Source organism: Frateuria sp. GZRe14 (assembly GCF_051900395.1).
Classification (GTDB): Bacteria; Pseudomonadota; Gammaproteobacteria; order Xanthomonadales; family Rhodanobacteraceae; genus Frateuria_A; species Frateuria_A edaphi.
Window position 1 is genome coordinate 216,579 of record NZ_JBHZGJ010000001.1, and the last position, 14,333, is coordinate 230,911.

Genomic DNA, 14,333 nt, shown 5'->3' on the forward strand with positions numbered 1-14,333 from the left:
GCGCAACGCCAATGGCTTTCCGGATCCGATAAAGAACGTTGGCCCTGAGCGTAGGCCGCAAGCCAACCTCGAAGGGCAGCCCCCATGACCGACCCAGCACCGAAGCCCCGCCGATCCCGACTCAGACGCTGGCTGCGCGCTACGGCAGTCACCTTGGTCGCGCTCCTGCTCGTGGCCGTCATCCTCGATCGCCTGTTCCCGCTCCCCTTGCCGGCCCCCGACACCGGCAGCACCGTGGTGCTCGCCCGCGACGACACGCCGCTGCGCGCCTTCGCCGACAGCGACGGCGTGTGGCGCTATCCCACGACCACTGCCAAGGTCTCGCCGCTCTATCGCCAGGCGCTGCTCGCCTACGAGGACCGCTGGTTCTACCGCCACCCCGGCGTGAACCCGTACGCCTTGCTGCGCGCCGCGGTGCAGGGCGCGCTGCACGGTCACGTCGTCTCAGGCGGCTCCACGCTGACCATGCAGGTGGCGCGCATCATCGAGCCGATCCCGCACAGCTTCGCGGGCAAGCTGCGCCAGATCTTCCGCGCGCTGCAGCTCGAAGCCCACCTCGACAAGACCCAGATCCTCGATCTCTACCTCGACCACGCACCCTTCGGCGGCACCATCGAAGGCGTCGAGGCCGCCTCGTGGGCGTACCTCGGCAAGAGCGCGAGCCGCCTGTCGCGCGCCGAGGCGGCCCTGCTCGCGGTGCTGCCGCAGGCGCCCAGCCGGCTGCGGCCGGACCGCCACCCGGAGGCGGCCCGCGCCGCGCGCGACAAGGTGCTGCGCCGGTTGCGCGACGAAGGCGTCTGGACGTCCGGACAGGTCAGTGACGCGGCGATCGAGCCGGTGGTCGCGCGCTCGCTGCGCGCGCCGCTCGCCGCCGCGCTGCTGGCCGAACGCCTGCACCGGCAGCAGCCGCGCGCGCGGCGCATCGTCACCACCATCGACGCCAACCTGCAGCGCGCCGCGGAGGACCACGTCGCCGGCTACCTTGCCCGGCTGCCCCCACGAAGTTCGGTCGCGGTGCTCGCGGTGGACAACGCCACGCTCGAAGCGCGCATCTACATCGGCACCGGCGAGTTCGCCGATCCGGAGCGCGCCGGCCACGTCGACATGGTGCGCGCGCCACGATCGCCCGGGTCCACGCTCAAGCCCTTTCTGTACGGCCTGGCGCTGGACGACGGGCTGGTCACATCCGAAAGCCTGCTGGTGGACGCGCCGCAGGACTTCGGCGGCTATCACCCGGGCAACTTCGATGAGGCCTTCAGCGGTCCGGTCAGCGTGAGCGAAGCTTTGCAGCGCTCGCTCAACGTGCCGGCGGTCGACATGCTCGATCGCGTCGGCCCCAACCGCTTCGTCGCGCGTCTGGCCAGCGGGGGCGTCGAGCTGCAGCTTCCAGACGGCGCACGGCCCAACCTGTCGATCATCCTCGGCGGCACCGCCACCAGGCTGGAAAACCTCGTCGGCGGCTACAGCGCGTTCGCCAACGCCGGCATCGCCGGCGCCCCGCGCTACACGCCGGACCAGCCTGCCCGCCCGCGGCGCCTGCTCTCGCCTGGCGCCGCCTGGATCATCCGCGACATCCTGGCCAGCAACCCTGCCGACGTCGAAGGCGCGCCGATGGAAGGCACCATCGACCGGCACGCCACGGTTGCCTGGAAAACCGGCACCAGCTACGGCTACCGCGACGCCTGGGCGATCGGCGTGACCGACCGCTGGACCGTCGGCGTGTGGATCGGTCGCCCGGACGGCACGCCCTCGCCCGGCCAGTACGGCGCTGTCACCGCGCTGCCGCTGCTGTTCCAGCTCACCGACATGCTGCCCGCCCGCGGCGGCGTGCATGCGCCGCGACCGGCCAGCGTGCGCGCGGTCGACATCTGCTGGCCCCTGGGCGAACCTGCCGAGCACACCGCCGCCCCGCTGTGCCGCCAGCGCCGTTCCGCCTGGACCCTCGACGGCGCCCAGCCACCGACCTTTGCCGAACGCGACCCCGGCGCATGGATGAGCGGCCGCATCGACCTGCGCCTCGACGCCAGGGGCCGACGCCTCAGCGCGGGATGCCACGCGCCGCACGAGCACCGAACAACCCTCGCCCGCTGGCCCGCGCTCGCCACCCCGTGGCTTGCCGCCGCCGACCGCGAGGCCTCCACGCTGCCGCCGCTCGCCCCCGGCTGCGCCGCGGACTCCCTCGCGGTCGCGACTCCCATCCTCATCATCGGCTTGCGCGACGGCGCCACCCTGCGCCAAGCCCCCAACGGCAGCGGCCCCCTGCGCCTCGCCGTCCGCGCGCTGGGCGGCCCAGGCAGCGTGCAGTGGCTCCTCGACGGCCGCCTGCAGGGCAGCACCCGGGGTGATGGGTCGATCACCCTCGGCCTGCGCGAACCGGGCCAGCACGCACTTACCGCGTTGGCGGGCGACGGCGCGTGGGAGAGCGTGAGGTTTACCGTGCTGGGCTCGCCGGACCGTGGACCGGAAGTGCGGGGATTGCGTCCTCGGGCAAACCGCTAGCTTGCCGGGCCGCTGCGGGCGCGGCGCGTTTCGACGGCCGCGGCAGATGGGAACAGAGGATCGTGCCGTGTGCGGTCGGCCGGATGTCCGGCAGCGGCAGCAGCGGGTGTCCTTTCAGGCCGACACCGGCACGCAGACTGAGGTGCAGCTGGCGCACGCGATTTTCTGATCAATCCTTCACCGAGCGCTGCCTATGTTCGCGCAGGGAGGCGCGAGCGCATGCGTTCGAACAAGGCTGTCTGGGTGCAGGGGACGTTGCTGGTCGTGGCGGGCGTGGCGATCGCGCTGGTGCTCGCCATGCGCCTGAATCGCCCCTTCGATCGCGACACCCTCGCCATCGAAGTCGCGCAACTGCGCTCCAGCGCGGCGCAAGCGCAACTGCTGGTCGACAACGCCCGCGCCGACCGGCTCGCCCCGGGCTTCCTGCGCCAGCATGCGCAGCAGATGGCGGACAAGGTCGCCACGACCAACGGCAAACTGCAGAAGCCGGCGCAGGCGGGGCTGACCGAACAGAAGTTGCAAGCGCAGAAGCTGGGCGCAGCGCTGCAGCGGGCGCTGGGGTTGCTAGGGCGCGAGGACGGCGCAAAGCGCGCATTCGCGTTCGACAGCCTGGCCGATGCGCTCGACGCGCTGGACAAGCAGCTCAAACCCGGCGAGAGCTGAGGCAGCCGGGTGAACAAGACTCTCGAAATTTTCCTGGGCATCCTCACCGCCATGGGCGGGTTCGTCGAGATCGGCGAACTGACCTTCATGATGAACGCGGGCAGCCAGTTCCATTACCAGTTGCTGTGGGTGGTCGCGTTGGGCGTCGTCGGCATCATGGTCTACGGCGAGATTGCCGGACGCGTCGCCGCGGTGCGCGGGCAGGCGGTGTTCAATGTCGTGCGCGAGCGCGCCGGGATGCGGCTGGGCCTGCTGACGCTGGTGTCGGCAACGCTGGTGTGCCTGCTTACCTGCGCGGCGGAAATCGGCGCGATCGCGCTGGTGTGGGAGCTGCTTTCGGGCTGGCCGTACCGCGCGCTGCTCCTGCTCGCGATGGTGTTCCTGCTGCTGGTGATCTGGTTCCTGCCGTTCAAGGCGATCGAACGCGTCTTCGGCCTGTTCGGCCTGCTGATGGTGGTGTTCATCGTGGTCGCCTGGAAGATGCACCCGGACTGGTTGCAGGCCGCGGGCGGGCTCGTGCCCAGCCTGCCCCCGGGCCCCACCGACAAACAGCTGCTGTACGGCTACTACGCGGTGGCGTTGATCAGCTCGGTGATGCTTCCGTACGAAACGTATTTCTACGCGTCCGGTGCGATCGAGGATCACTGGACGCCACGCGACATCAACCTCAACCGCGTCATCGTCATCGTCGGCTTCGCGCTGGGTGGACTGCTGGCGGCAGCGCTGATGATCATCGGCAACCAGTTCCTCGGGCCACGGCATATCGAGGCGGGACTGCCCGGCACCGCCGCCCTCGCCGCGGCCAGCCAATTCGGCCGCGCCGGGCTGTGGCTGGCGATCGGCGGCATGTTCTTCGCATTCGCGGGCGCGGCCATCGAGACCGCGATGTGCTCGGCCTACGACATCGCGCAGTTCTTCGGCTGGCCCTGGGGCAAGTTCCGCAAGCCCCGCAACGCCCCGCGCTTCGCGCTGGCGTGGATGATCGTGCTCGTGCTGGCGACACTGGTCGTGCTGACCGGCGTGGACCCGATCCAGGTGGTCGAATACTCGATCGTGTTCTCGGTAGTGATCCTGCCGCTGACCTACTTCCCGCTGATGGCCATCTCGCGCGATCCGGACGTCATGGGCGTGCACGTCAACGGGCCGATCGCCAACACGCTGGGCTGGCTGTATTTCGTGCTGATCACGATCGCCGCCGTCGCGGCCATTCCGTTGCTGGTGCTGACCCACGGAGGGCAGGGATGAAAGGCGCCAAACCCACGCCGGAATACGTCGACCTGTACCGGCAGGTGCTCGACCACGCGTTGCTGGATGCCGACAACTGGCCGTGCGGCATCGTCGATGACCTCGAGGTGGAAGGTGGCCTGAGCCGCGACGGCACGAACGAACCGCTGCGCGTCACCGCGTTGCTGGTCGGCCCTGGCGCATGGGCGCCGCGGCTGCCGGCGTTGCTCGCGCGGACACTTCCGCACCTGTTCGGCCGGCGGTGCGTGCGCGTGCCGTGGAGCGAGGTGTCCGAGCTTGGCGAGCAGATCAAGCTGCGTTCACGCGCCGCGGCGCTCGGGTTGGGCACCGCCGACCGTCGACTGGGCCTGCTCGTCGCAAAACTGCCCGGCAGCGATCGAGGTGCGCCATGAATGGGCCCGGCAACCGGCTAGCTTGGCTGGAGGACCTGCCCGTGATCACCGAGGACGGCACACGCCTGGGCCACGTGTTCGAGATCCGCAGCCCCGGCCGCGCGGAAACCGAGCCGGTCCACGATGCGCGCAAGGTCGATTGCCTGCTGTGTGGCAAACGCGGATGGCTGGAGCGGCTGGGTTGGAAAGAGCCCGATGCGCTGGCGATTCCGTGGTCGAGCGTAGTGGTCCTGGACGCTCACGCTGTCATCGTGCGCGGGGCGGTAGACAGCTTCCGCAAACTCGACGCCTACCGATCGGAGGACCGATGAGTGCCCGTTTCGCAGGTTCCTGCGTGGTGACGATCGCCCTGCTCTGCGGCGCCTGCATCGCACGGGGCGATTCGCCGGCGCCGAAAGCCGCCGGCGGCGACTGGACCATGCCCTCGGGCGACTACGCCAGCACGCGTTTCAGCCCGCTCGCGCAGATCAACGACACCAACGTGGGCAAACTCGCGGTGGCGTTCACCTTCGACACCGGCGTCAACCGCGGCCAGGAAGCGGCGCCGATCGTGGTCGGCGACACGATGTACATCGTCACGCCCTACCCGAACGTCATCTACGCGCTGGACCTCTCCAAGCCGGGCGCACCGCTGAAATGGAAATACGAACCGCACCCGGAAGCCGCCGCGCAGGGCGTGGCCTGCTGCGATGTGGTCAACCGCGGCGCGGTGTACTGGCAGGGCAAGGTGTTCATCAACACGCTCGACGGCAACACCGTCGGCGTCGATGCGGCCACCGGCAAGCAGCTGTGGAAAACCAGGCTCGGCGATATCAACAAGGGCGAAAGCATCACCATGGCGCCGCTGGTGGTGAAGGGAAAGGTGCTGGTCGGCAACTCCGGCGGCGAGTTCGGCGTGCGCGGCTGGATCGCCGCGCTCGATGCGGCCACCGGCAAGATCGCGTGGAAGGCATTCAACACCGGGCCCGACAAGGACGTACTGATCGGGCCTGCGTTCAAGCCGTTCTACCCGAGCGATCGGGGCACCGACCTCGGCGTCGCGAGCTGGCCGCCCGAAGCCTGGAAGATCGGCGGCGGCGCGGTGTGGGGATGGATTTCCTACGATCCGCAGCTCGACCTGATCTATTACGGCACGGCGAACCCGGGGCCATGGAACGCCGACCAGCGGCCGGGCGACAACAAATGGACGTCGGGCATGTTCGCGCGCGATCCCGATACCGGACAGGCGCGCTGGTTCTACCAGTTCAGCCCACACGACCTGCACGACTACGACGCGATCAACGAGAGCATCCTGCTCGATATGCCGGTCAACGGCGTGCGCCGCAAGGTACTGGTGCGCGCCGAGCGCAACGGATTCTTCTACGTCATGGACCGCGCCACGGGGCAGGTGCTGTCGGCCGATCCCTATGGCTTCGTCAATTCGATCCTGCGCATCGATCTCAAGAGCGGACGGGCGATCTACAACCCGGCCATGCAACCCAAGGCCGGCCGCGTCACGCGCCACATCTGTCCGGCCTCGCCCGGTGCGAAGGACTGGAACCCCTCGGCATTCTCGCCGCGCACCGGCCTGGTCTACATCCCGCACATCAACCTGTGCATGGACGAGGAGCCGTCGGAGGTGAACTACATCGCCGGCACGCCCTACGTCGGCATGGACGAGCGCATGTACGCCGGACCCGGCGGCAATCGTGGCGTGGTCACCGCGTGGAACCCGGTGCTGCGCAAGGCGGCATGGGAAATCAAGGAGGACCTGCCGGTGTGGAGCGGTGCGCTGGCCACCGCGGGCGACCTGGTCTTCTACGGGACGATGGACGGCTGGTTCAAGGCCGTCGACGCGCGCACCGGCGCGCTGAAATGGAAGTTCAAGACCGGCTCGGGAATCATCGGCCAGCCGGTGAGCTATCGCGGCCCGGATGGACGGCAATACATCGCGGTGCTGTCGGGCGTCGGCGGCTGGGCGGGCGCGATCGTAGTCGGCAACCTCGACCCGCGCGATGCCACCGGCGCGAGCGGATTCGTCAACGCCACGCGCGACCTCAAGGACAAGACCGGACCGGGGGGGACGCTGTATGTCTTCGCGCTTCCGCAGTGACCTCGCGCTGGTCGCGATCGCGGCATGCGCGCTCCTTGCGGCCGGCTGCGACCGCGAGCGCCGCGAATACCATGCCGCGCCGACCGAGGCCCCGCCGCCGCATCCGCGCCTGTCGACGCTCCAGCCGGGCGACAGGCTGGCCAGCCCCGGTGATCCGATCGGCGCGCATTACGAGAACAACGCCTACCACATCAACCAGGGCAGCCGGCTGTACCGCTGGTTCAACTGCAACGGCTGCCACGCCAACGGCGGTGGCTCGATCGGCCCGGCGCTGATGGATGGGCAGTGGCGCTATGGCGGGAGCATCGAGCAGATCCACGCCAGCATCCTGGAAGGCCGTCCCAACGGCATGCCGTCCTGGCGCGGCAAGATGACCGACCAGCAGGCGTGGCAGCTCTCCGCTTACGTGCGTGCGCTGTCGGGCAACGTGTCGAAGGCCGCCGCGCCGAGCCGCCGCGATGGCATGGCGGCCACGCCGCCGCTGACGCAGATCCCGACGCAACCGCCACGCAACGGCGACGCCAGTGCGTCGACGGTGCCATCGCCATGAAACCGCGTCCTGCACGGCTGGCGCCGGCAGCGGCGGCGCTCCTCGCCGGCTGCAACCGCGTGCAGTCGGCGCTGGCGCCCGCCGGCGACCAGGCCGCCGCCATCGAGCGGGTGTGGGACCTGATGCTGTGGATCTGCGTGCCGATGTATGTGCTGGTGCTGGCCGCGCTGGGCTGGGCATTGGTACGCCGGCGCGCGCGCGGCCACACGGCCGAAGGCGACCGCCGCGCCGCGATGGGCCTGACCGCGTTCGTCGTGCTGGTCGCCGGCCTGCTGACCGTGCTCACCGCGTCGAGCTACATCGCCGACCGCCACTTGCATGCGGCGGTCACCGATCCGGTCAACGTGCGCATCACCGCGATGCAGTGGTGGTGGCAAGTGGAATACCTCGACCCCGATCCATCGAAGCAATTCACCACCGCCAACGAACTGCACCTGCCGGTCGACCGGCCCGCGCGCATCGAGCTGCGCAGCAGCGACGTGATCCACAGCCTGTGGATTCCCGTGCTCAACGGCAAGGAAGACCTGATCCCGGGCCGCACCAACACCATCGTGATGACGCCGCGCAAGACGGGAACGTACCGCGGCCAGTGCGCCGAGTTCTGCGGCCTGCAGCATGCCAACATGGCGCTGGACGTACAGATCGATGACGCCGCCGCGTTCACCGCCTGGAAGGCGCACCAGCGCGCCCCGGCGCCGCCGCCGTCCACGCCGGCCGCGCTGGCCGGCTTGCACGAATTCACCGCCACCGCCTGCGCGATGTGCCACACGATCGATGGCACCGACGCCGGCGGCATCACCGGGCCGAACCTCACGCACCTGGCCTCGCGGCGCACCCTGGCGGCCGGCGCGCTGCCGCTCAACCGCGGCACGCTGACCGCCTGGATCGCCGCGCCGCAGGTGCACAAGCCCGGCACCAACATGCCCGCGGTGCCGCTGCGGCCGCGGCAGCTGGAAGACATCGTCGACTACCTGATGACCTTGCAATGACGGGGCTCACATGACCGACGCCACCACTGTGCAACGCGAACGCGACCGGCAGACCCTGCTCGCCACCTGGGCCGACCGCCCGGGCCTGATGGGCTGGCTGACCACGGTCGACCACAAGCGCATCGGCCGGCGCTACATCGTCACCGCGCTGGTGTTCTTCGTGCTCGCCGGCATCATGGCGATGCTCATGCGCATCCAGCTGTCGCGGCCGGAGAACCATTTTCTCGGTCCGGATCGCTACAACCAGCTGTTCTCGATGCACGGCTCGGTGATGATGTTCCTGTTCGCCGTGCCGGTGATGGAAGCGGTGGCGGTTTACATGGTCCCGCTGATGGTCGGCGCGCGGAACATCTCGTTCCCGCGGCTGAATGCCTTCAGTTACTGGATCTACCTGTTCGGCGGGATCATGATCTTCCTCGCCTTCCTCGCCGAGGTCGGGCCCGAAGCCGGCTGGTCGGGCTACGTGCCGCTGTCGGGACCGGATTTCTCGCCGGGCAAGCGCACCGACTTCTGGGCGCAGATGATCACCTTCACCGAGGTCGCCGCGCTGTGCATCGCGGTGGAGCTTGTCGCCACCATCCTGTCCATGCGCGCGCCGGGCATGACCCTGCGGCGGATCCCGCTGTTCGTGTGGTCGATGCTGGTCACCAGCCTGATGGTGATCTTCGCGATGCCGGCGGTGATGGTCGGCAGCACCTTCCTGATCACCGACCGCCTGGTCGGCACGCAGTTCTACAACGCATCCGAAGGCGGCGACGCGCTGCTGTGGCAGCACCTGTTCTGGTTCTTCGGCCACCCGGAGGTGTACATCATCTTCATGCCCGCGCTGGGGATGATCTCCAGCATCGTCGAGACCTTCTCACGCCGCCCGATCTTCGGCTACACCGCGATGGTGCTGGCGCTGTTCGCGACCGGGTTCCTCGCGTTCGGGTTGTGGGTGCACCACATGTTCGCCACCGGCCTGCCGCCGCTGGGCAACAGCTTCTACACCGCGGCCAGCATGATGATCGCGATCCCCAGCGGCGTGCAGATCTTCTGCTGGATCGCGACGCTGTGGACCGGCAAGCCGATCATTACCGTGCCGCTGCTGTTCGTGCTCGGCTTCTTTGCCCTGTTCGTGCTCGGCGGGATGACCGGCGTCATGGTCGCGGCGGTGCCGCTGGACCTGCAGGTGCACGACACCTATTTCGTGGTCGCGCACTTCCACTACGTGCTGATCGGCGGGGCGGTGTTTCCCCTGATGGGTGCGCTGTACTACTGGTTCCCGAAGTTCACCGGCCGCATGCTCAGCGAGCGGCTCGGGCGCTGGCAGTTCTGGCTGTTCTTCATCGGCTTCAACGTCACTTTCTTCCCGATGCACATCCTCGGGCTGATGGGCATGCCGCGCCGCGTGTACACCTATCCGGCGGGGCTGGGGTGGGATCTTCCCAACCTGATCGCCTCGATCGGTTCCTGGATCATCGCCGCCAGCGTGCTGCTGTTCGCCATCAACGTCGTGCTCGCGCTGCGATCGCGCGAGCCAGCCGGCGACAACCCGTGGGGCGCGCCGGATCTGGCGTGGGCAACGACTTCGCCGCCACCGCCGTACAACTTCGAGGAAACGCCCGCCGTGCGCAGCCGCGAGCCGCTGTGGCCGCTGGACGCGGACCTCGCGGTGATGACCGGACTGAGCAAGACCCGGCGCGAGGCGCTGCTGACATCCTCGACCGATGCCCTGCCGGCCACGCGCTGGGCGCTGCCCGATCCCGGCATCTGGCCCCTTCTGTCGGCGCTGGCGCTCACCCTGCTGTTCGTGTGGTCGATCTTCAGCCCGTGGGGCGTGGTCTGGGGCGCGATTCCCGTGGCCATCGCGCTGACCGCGTGGTTCTGGCCCAAGCGCAGCCAGCCGAGCATGGGAGGCGCGCAATGAGCCGCCTGGAGACCGTGGTCGGCGACCTCTCTAGCCTGCCGGACCACAACTTCGGATCGACCAGCCTGGGCTGGTGGGGCGTGATCGGCTTCATGCTGATCGAGGGCATGGGTTTCGTGCTCGTGATCGGCGCGTACTTCTACCTGCTGCACTACGAAACCTCCTGGCCGCCGGCCAGTCCGCCGCCGTCACTGTTGTGGGGCACGCTGTTCACGGCGATCGCGATCGCCAGCGAAATTCCCAACCAGTGGCTGAAGAAGCGCGGCGAGAAATACGACCTGCCGGCGGTGCGCTTCGGGCTGGTGTTGATGACGCTGGTGGGCGTGGTGCTGCTGGCGATCCGTGCGATGGAGTTCACCGCGCTCAACGTCAGCTGGGACAAGAACGCCTACGGCTCGATCGTGTGGGCGATCCTCGCCCTGCACACGCTGCACATGGCCACCGACACCTTCGACAGCGGCGTGCTCGCCGTGCTCGCCTTCGTCAAGAAGTTCGACGGACGCCGATTCTCCGACGTCTCCGACAATGCGCTGTACTGGCATTTCATCGTGTGGAGCTGGGTGGTGCTGTACGTCGTCGTGTACTGGACGCCGCGATGGCTGTGAGCGCGCGCCGATGAAGATGCCGAACGTCGCCGAAGTCAAACCGTGGGCCGGGCTGATCGCCGGCATGGGCGGCGCCGGCCTGCAGCACCAGCTGGTGTCCGATTCCATGCATTTCGACTGCCGCTACGGGGGTTACGGCCTGCTGGTTGGATTGGCCGCACTGCTGCTGATCGTGGTCGGCGCAGCGGTCTCCTGGTCGGCCGTGCGTGCGCATCCCGAGCCCGAATCGCCCCGCCGCTTCGTCGCCCACATGAGCCTGATGGCGGCGGCGCTGTTCGCGTTGATGGTGCTGTGGGGACTCATGGCCGGCGCCATCCTGCCCCCGTGCCTGCCATGAAGGCTCCGGTTCGCATGGCGGTTGCGGCATGGGCGGCGGCATCGTTCGCGGCGCGCGCGCATGGCGTGCACGATGACGGCGCCGCTCCCGGATGGACCTTCGATGGCTGGGTCGTCGGGCCGCTGCTGGTCGGCCTCGCCTGGTATGCGGTGGGCTACCTGCGCTTGCGCCAGCGCTCGACCGTCGCCGCCGCGCACCACGCGAGTGCGGGCTGGTTCATCGCCGGGTGGCTGGTGCTGGCCGCGGCGCTGGTCACGCCGCTGCACGAAGCCGGCGAGCGTTCGTTCGCCGCGCACATGGTCGAGCACGAGTTGCTGATGCTCGTGGCCGCGCCGCTGCTGGTGCTGTCGCGCCCGATCGGCATCGCGCTGTGGGCGTTTCCGCAGGGCGCGCGCCGCGCGCTGGCGGCGTTCGGGCGTGGCATCGGCACACCGTGGCGCGCGTTGACCGCGCCGGCGACGGCGACGCTGTTGCAGGCCGCCGCCTTGTGGTTGTGGCATGCGCCGCGGCTGTTCGACCTGGCCCTGGCGAACCCCGGCTGGCACATCGTCCAGCACCTGTCGTTCCTGCTGTCCGCGCTGCTGTTCTGGTGGGCCGTGCTTCGCGGACACGAGCAACGCGTCGGCGTCGCGGTGGGCTGCCTATTCTTCACCGCGACGGTGAGCGGCGCACTCGGCGCGCTGATGGCGTTCTCGTCCAGCCCCTGGTACGCCGGCTATGCCTCCAGCGGATTGGATGCCTTCGGGCTGACACCCGCCGAGGACCAGCAATTGGCCGGCCTGCTGATGTGGATTCCCGGCGGGCTCGTGCATGCGTTCGCCGGGCTTGCGTTGTTCGCGCGCCGGCTCGGCCGCGAGGGAGGGCGACTCGATGCGTTCGATTGAACGGTGCCTGGCATCCGTCACGCTGGCTTTCGCCATGCTCGCGCCCGTCGCGCAGGCGCAGACCGCCTACGTCTCGGACGAAGGCGCGAACGTCATCCACGTGATCCAGGCGCCGCGCTGGCAGGAGGCCGCACGCATCCCGGTGGGCAAGCGCCCGCGCGGCATGCAGCTCAGTCATGACGGCAAACATCTGTACGTCGCGCTCGGCAACGACGACCGCATCGACGTCATCGACCTGGCCACACGCAAGGTGGTCGACCATCTTCCGTCGGGCCCGGACCCGGAACGCTTCGTGGTCAGCCCTGACGGGCGCTGGCTGTACGTGGCCAACGAGAACGACAGCACCGTGTCCTTCGTCGACATCGCCGCGAAGAAGATCGTGCACGAGGTGCCGGTCGGCGCCGAGCCGGAGGGCATGGCGGTGAGCCCGGACGGACGCTGGGTGATCTGCACCTCCGAAAGCGCGAGCCTGGTCCATTTCATCGACGCCGCCAGCGCAAAACTCGTCGACAGCGTGCTGGTCGGCACGCGCCCGCGCGACGCGGTGTTCAGTGCCGACGGCAGCCAGCTGTGGGTGTCCTCCGAAACGCGCGCCACCGTCGCGATCTTCGCGATGCCTGCGCGCACGGTGCTGCACACGGTCGATTTCGACGACGACGACCGGGCGCCGACGACCGTGCAGGCCGTCGGGCTCGTGCTCCGCCCGGATCGCGCGTTCGTTGCGCTCGGCCGCGGCGATGCCGTGGCGGAGGTCGATCCGAAGACTTTCGCGGTCCGCCGCTATTTTCCGGTCGGCCACCGCAACTGGGGTATCGGCATCGCGCCCGACGGCAGGCATCTGTTCGCGGCCAATGGGTTGTCCGGCGACATCACCGTGATCGATCTGGTCGCGAACAAGCCGGTCGCGACGATTGCCGTCGGCGGCAAACCCTGGGGCGTGGTGGTGACGCCATGACTGCTCTTCTTCGCCGCCTTTCCCGCCTGCGTCCGCATCTTGCCATGCTGTTGCTTGGCCTCGCTGCGTGTACCACCGCCAGCGCCCGCGACCTGCGGGTCTGCGCCGATCCCAACAACCTCCCCTTTTCCAACGCCGCCGGCGAGGGCTTCGAAAACCGCATCGTCGAGTTGCTCGCGAAGGATCTCGGCGCGCACGTCAGATACACCTGGTGGGCGCAGCGCCGCGGTGCCATCCGCAACACGCTCAACGCGGGCGACTGCGACGTCATCCCGGGCATGGCCAGCAACGGCGGCATGACCGGTACCACCGATCCGTACTACCGCTCGACCTATGTCTTCGTCAGTCGCGCGGACCGCGGCCTGCGGACACTGGCGTCGCTGGACGATCCGCGCCTGCGCACGTTGCGCATCGGTGTGCAGCTGATCGGCGACGACGGCGCCAATCCACCGCCGGCGATGTCGCTGGCGCGCCGCGGTATCACCGTCAACGTGCGTGGCTACACGGTCTACGGCAACTACGCGGACAAGGCGCCGCAAGCCGCGGTCATCCAGGCCGTGGCGCGCGGCGATGTCGACGTCGCGGTGGTCTGGGGCCCCACCGCAGGCTATTTCGCCGCGCAATCGGGCGTGCCGATGGTGCTGACGCCGGTCACGCCATGGCTCGATGGTCCGCAGTCGCCGATGGTGTTCGACATTTCGATGGGCCTGCGTCGCGACGATCGCGCGCTGCGCCGCGAGCTCGACCAAGCGTTGGCACGCAACCGCGGGGCGATCGATCGCATTCTCGATGCGTACCACGTGCCGCGCGTCAGCGACCCGTCGCTGCCAGCGTCACCGACGCGCTAATCGCCTGCCCTGCCATGAGCCGGGCAGACCCGCGCGTGGCTCCCGTGTCCGACGGGCAGGCGAGCTGGCGACTTTGAAGCAGCGGTCCGAAAGCGCCGCTTCGGGGCAGCAGATGGTGGGCCCACCAGGATTCGAACCTGGAACCAAGGGATTATGAGTCCCCTGCTCTAACCGTTGAGCTATAGGCCCGATCGGGGTGCGCCGGCAGGACCGGCGGAGATGCATGGTAGCGGCAGCGTGCAGCCGGGCAAATGTGTGCGTTGGCCGGTCACGGTAGTGGCACGCTTGCGGGCGATGCTCCTGGCCAGTTGTGTGCGTAGGAGCGGACTGCCTCACATGGAAGCACAAGAGGCGAAAATGACGAC

14 protein-coding genes and 1 tRNA gene are annotated in these 14,333 nt (G+C 68.9%); 14 read left to right on the top strand and 1 reads right to left on the bottom strand.

Going from position 1 to position 14,333, the window contains the following annotated elements; genetic code table 11:
• Window positions 1–84: 84 nt before the first annotated feature.
• The 14 genes from pbpC (at window position 85) to ACFWZ1_RS01035 (ending at window position 13,968) form a co-directional block, all read left to right on the top strand.
• Window positions 85–2,499 carry a penicillin-binding protein 1C gene (gene pbpC / locus ACFWZ1_RS00970; RefSeq protein ID WP_439665116.1) on the top strand — a complete coding sequence of 805 codons (2,415 nt, stop codon included), beginning with the start codon at window positions 85–87 and terminating at the stop codon, window positions 2,497–2,499.
• Between the two features lie 219 nt (window positions 2,500–2,718).
• Window positions 2,719–3,162 carry a hypothetical protein gene (locus ACFWZ1_RS00975; protein WP_439665117.1) on the top strand — a complete coding sequence of 148 codons (444 nt, stop codon included), beginning with the start codon at window positions 2,719–2,721 and terminating at the stop codon, window positions 3,160–3,162.
• A gap of 9 nt (window positions 3,163–3,171) precedes the next feature.
• Window positions 3,172–4,407 (top strand): NRAMP family divalent metal transporter, encoded by a 1,236-nt coding sequence (locus tag ACFWZ1_RS00980; protein ID WP_439665118.1) that lies wholly within the window; start codon window positions 3,172–3,174, stop codon window positions 4,405–4,407.
• Window positions 4,404–4,799, top strand: coding sequence for a hypothetical protein (locus ACFWZ1_RS00985; RefSeq protein ID WP_439665119.1), 396 nt, complete (start codon window positions 4,404–4,406; stop codon window positions 4,797–4,799). Before ACFWZ1_RS00980 ends, ACFWZ1_RS00985 begins: the two co-directional genes overlap by 4 nt.
• On the top strand, window positions 4,796–5,110 hold the full coding sequence (locus ACFWZ1_RS00990; RefSeq protein ID WP_439665120.1) for a hypothetical protein: 315 nt from the start codon (window positions 4,796–4,798) through the stop codon (window positions 5,108–5,110). Before ACFWZ1_RS00985 ends, ACFWZ1_RS00990 begins: the two co-directional genes overlap by 4 nt.
• Window positions 5,107–6,891, top strand: coding sequence for a methanol/ethanol family PQQ-dependent dehydrogenase (locus ACFWZ1_RS00995; protein ID WP_439665121.1), 1,785 nt, complete (start codon window positions 5,107–5,109; stop codon window positions 6,889–6,891). The genes ACFWZ1_RS00990 and ACFWZ1_RS00995 overlap by 4 nt, the downstream gene beginning before the upstream one ends.
• Window positions 6,869–7,441, top strand: a complete 573-nt coding sequence (locus tag ACFWZ1_RS01000) for a c-type cytochrome (RefSeq protein WP_439665122.1) — start codon at window positions 6,869–6,871, stop codon at window positions 7,439–7,441. Before ACFWZ1_RS00995 ends, ACFWZ1_RS01000 begins: the two co-directional genes overlap by 23 nt.
• On the top strand, window positions 7,438–8,430 hold the full coding sequence (locus tag ACFWZ1_RS01005) for a cytochrome c oxidase subunit II (RefSeq protein WP_439665123.1): 993 nt from the start codon (window positions 7,438–7,440) through the stop codon (window positions 8,428–8,430). Before ACFWZ1_RS01000 ends, ACFWZ1_RS01005 begins: the two co-directional genes overlap by 4 nt.
• A 10-nt stretch (window positions 8,431–8,440) precedes the next feature.
• Window positions 8,441–10,339 carry a cytochrome c oxidase subunit I gene (ctaD, locus tag ACFWZ1_RS01010; protein WP_439665124.1) on the top strand — a complete coding sequence of 633 codons (1,899 nt, stop codon included), beginning with the start codon at window positions 8,441–8,443 and terminating at the stop codon, window positions 10,337–10,339.
• Window positions 10,336–10,944 (top strand): cytochrome c oxidase subunit 3, encoded by a 609-nt coding sequence (locus tag ACFWZ1_RS01015; RefSeq protein ID WP_231322818.1) that lies wholly within the window; start codon window positions 10,336–10,338, stop codon window positions 10,942–10,944. The genes ctaD and ACFWZ1_RS01015 overlap by 4 nt, the downstream gene beginning before the upstream one ends.
• A gap of 10 nt (window positions 10,945–10,954) precedes the next feature.
• On the top strand, window positions 10,955–11,281 hold the full coding sequence (locus ACFWZ1_RS01020) for a hypothetical protein (RefSeq protein ID WP_231322821.1): 327 nt from the start codon (window positions 10,955–10,957) through the stop codon (window positions 11,279–11,281).
• The gene (locus ACFWZ1_RS01025; protein WP_439665125.1) at window positions 11,278–12,165 is read left to right on the top strand and encodes a cytochrome c oxidase assembly protein; all 888 of its coding nucleotides are present in this window, start codon (window positions 11,278–11,280) and stop codon (window positions 12,163–12,165) included. Before ACFWZ1_RS01020 ends, ACFWZ1_RS01025 begins: the two co-directional genes overlap by 4 nt.
• The gene (locus tag ACFWZ1_RS01030) at window positions 12,152–13,120 is read left to right on the top strand and encodes a PQQ-dependent catabolism-associated beta-propeller protein (protein ID WP_439665126.1); all 969 of its coding nucleotides are present in this window, start codon (window positions 12,152–12,154) and stop codon (window positions 13,118–13,120) included. Before ACFWZ1_RS01025 ends, ACFWZ1_RS01030 begins: the two co-directional genes overlap by 14 nt.
• The gene (locus ACFWZ1_RS01035) at window positions 13,117–13,968 is read left to right on the top strand and encodes a quinoprotein dehydrogenase-associated putative ABC transporter substrate-binding protein (protein WP_439665127.1); all 852 of its coding nucleotides are present in this window, start codon (window positions 13,117–13,119) and stop codon (window positions 13,966–13,968) included. The genes ACFWZ1_RS01030 and ACFWZ1_RS01035 overlap by 4 nt, the downstream gene beginning before the upstream one ends.
• A 113-nt stretch (window positions 13,969–14,081) precedes the next feature.
• Here the strand turns inward: ACFWZ1_RS01035 and ACFWZ1_RS01040 are convergent.
• Window positions 14,082–14,157, bottom strand: a tRNA-Ile gene (locus ACFWZ1_RS01040).
• Between the last annotated feature and the right edge of the window lie 176 nt (window positions 14,158–14,333).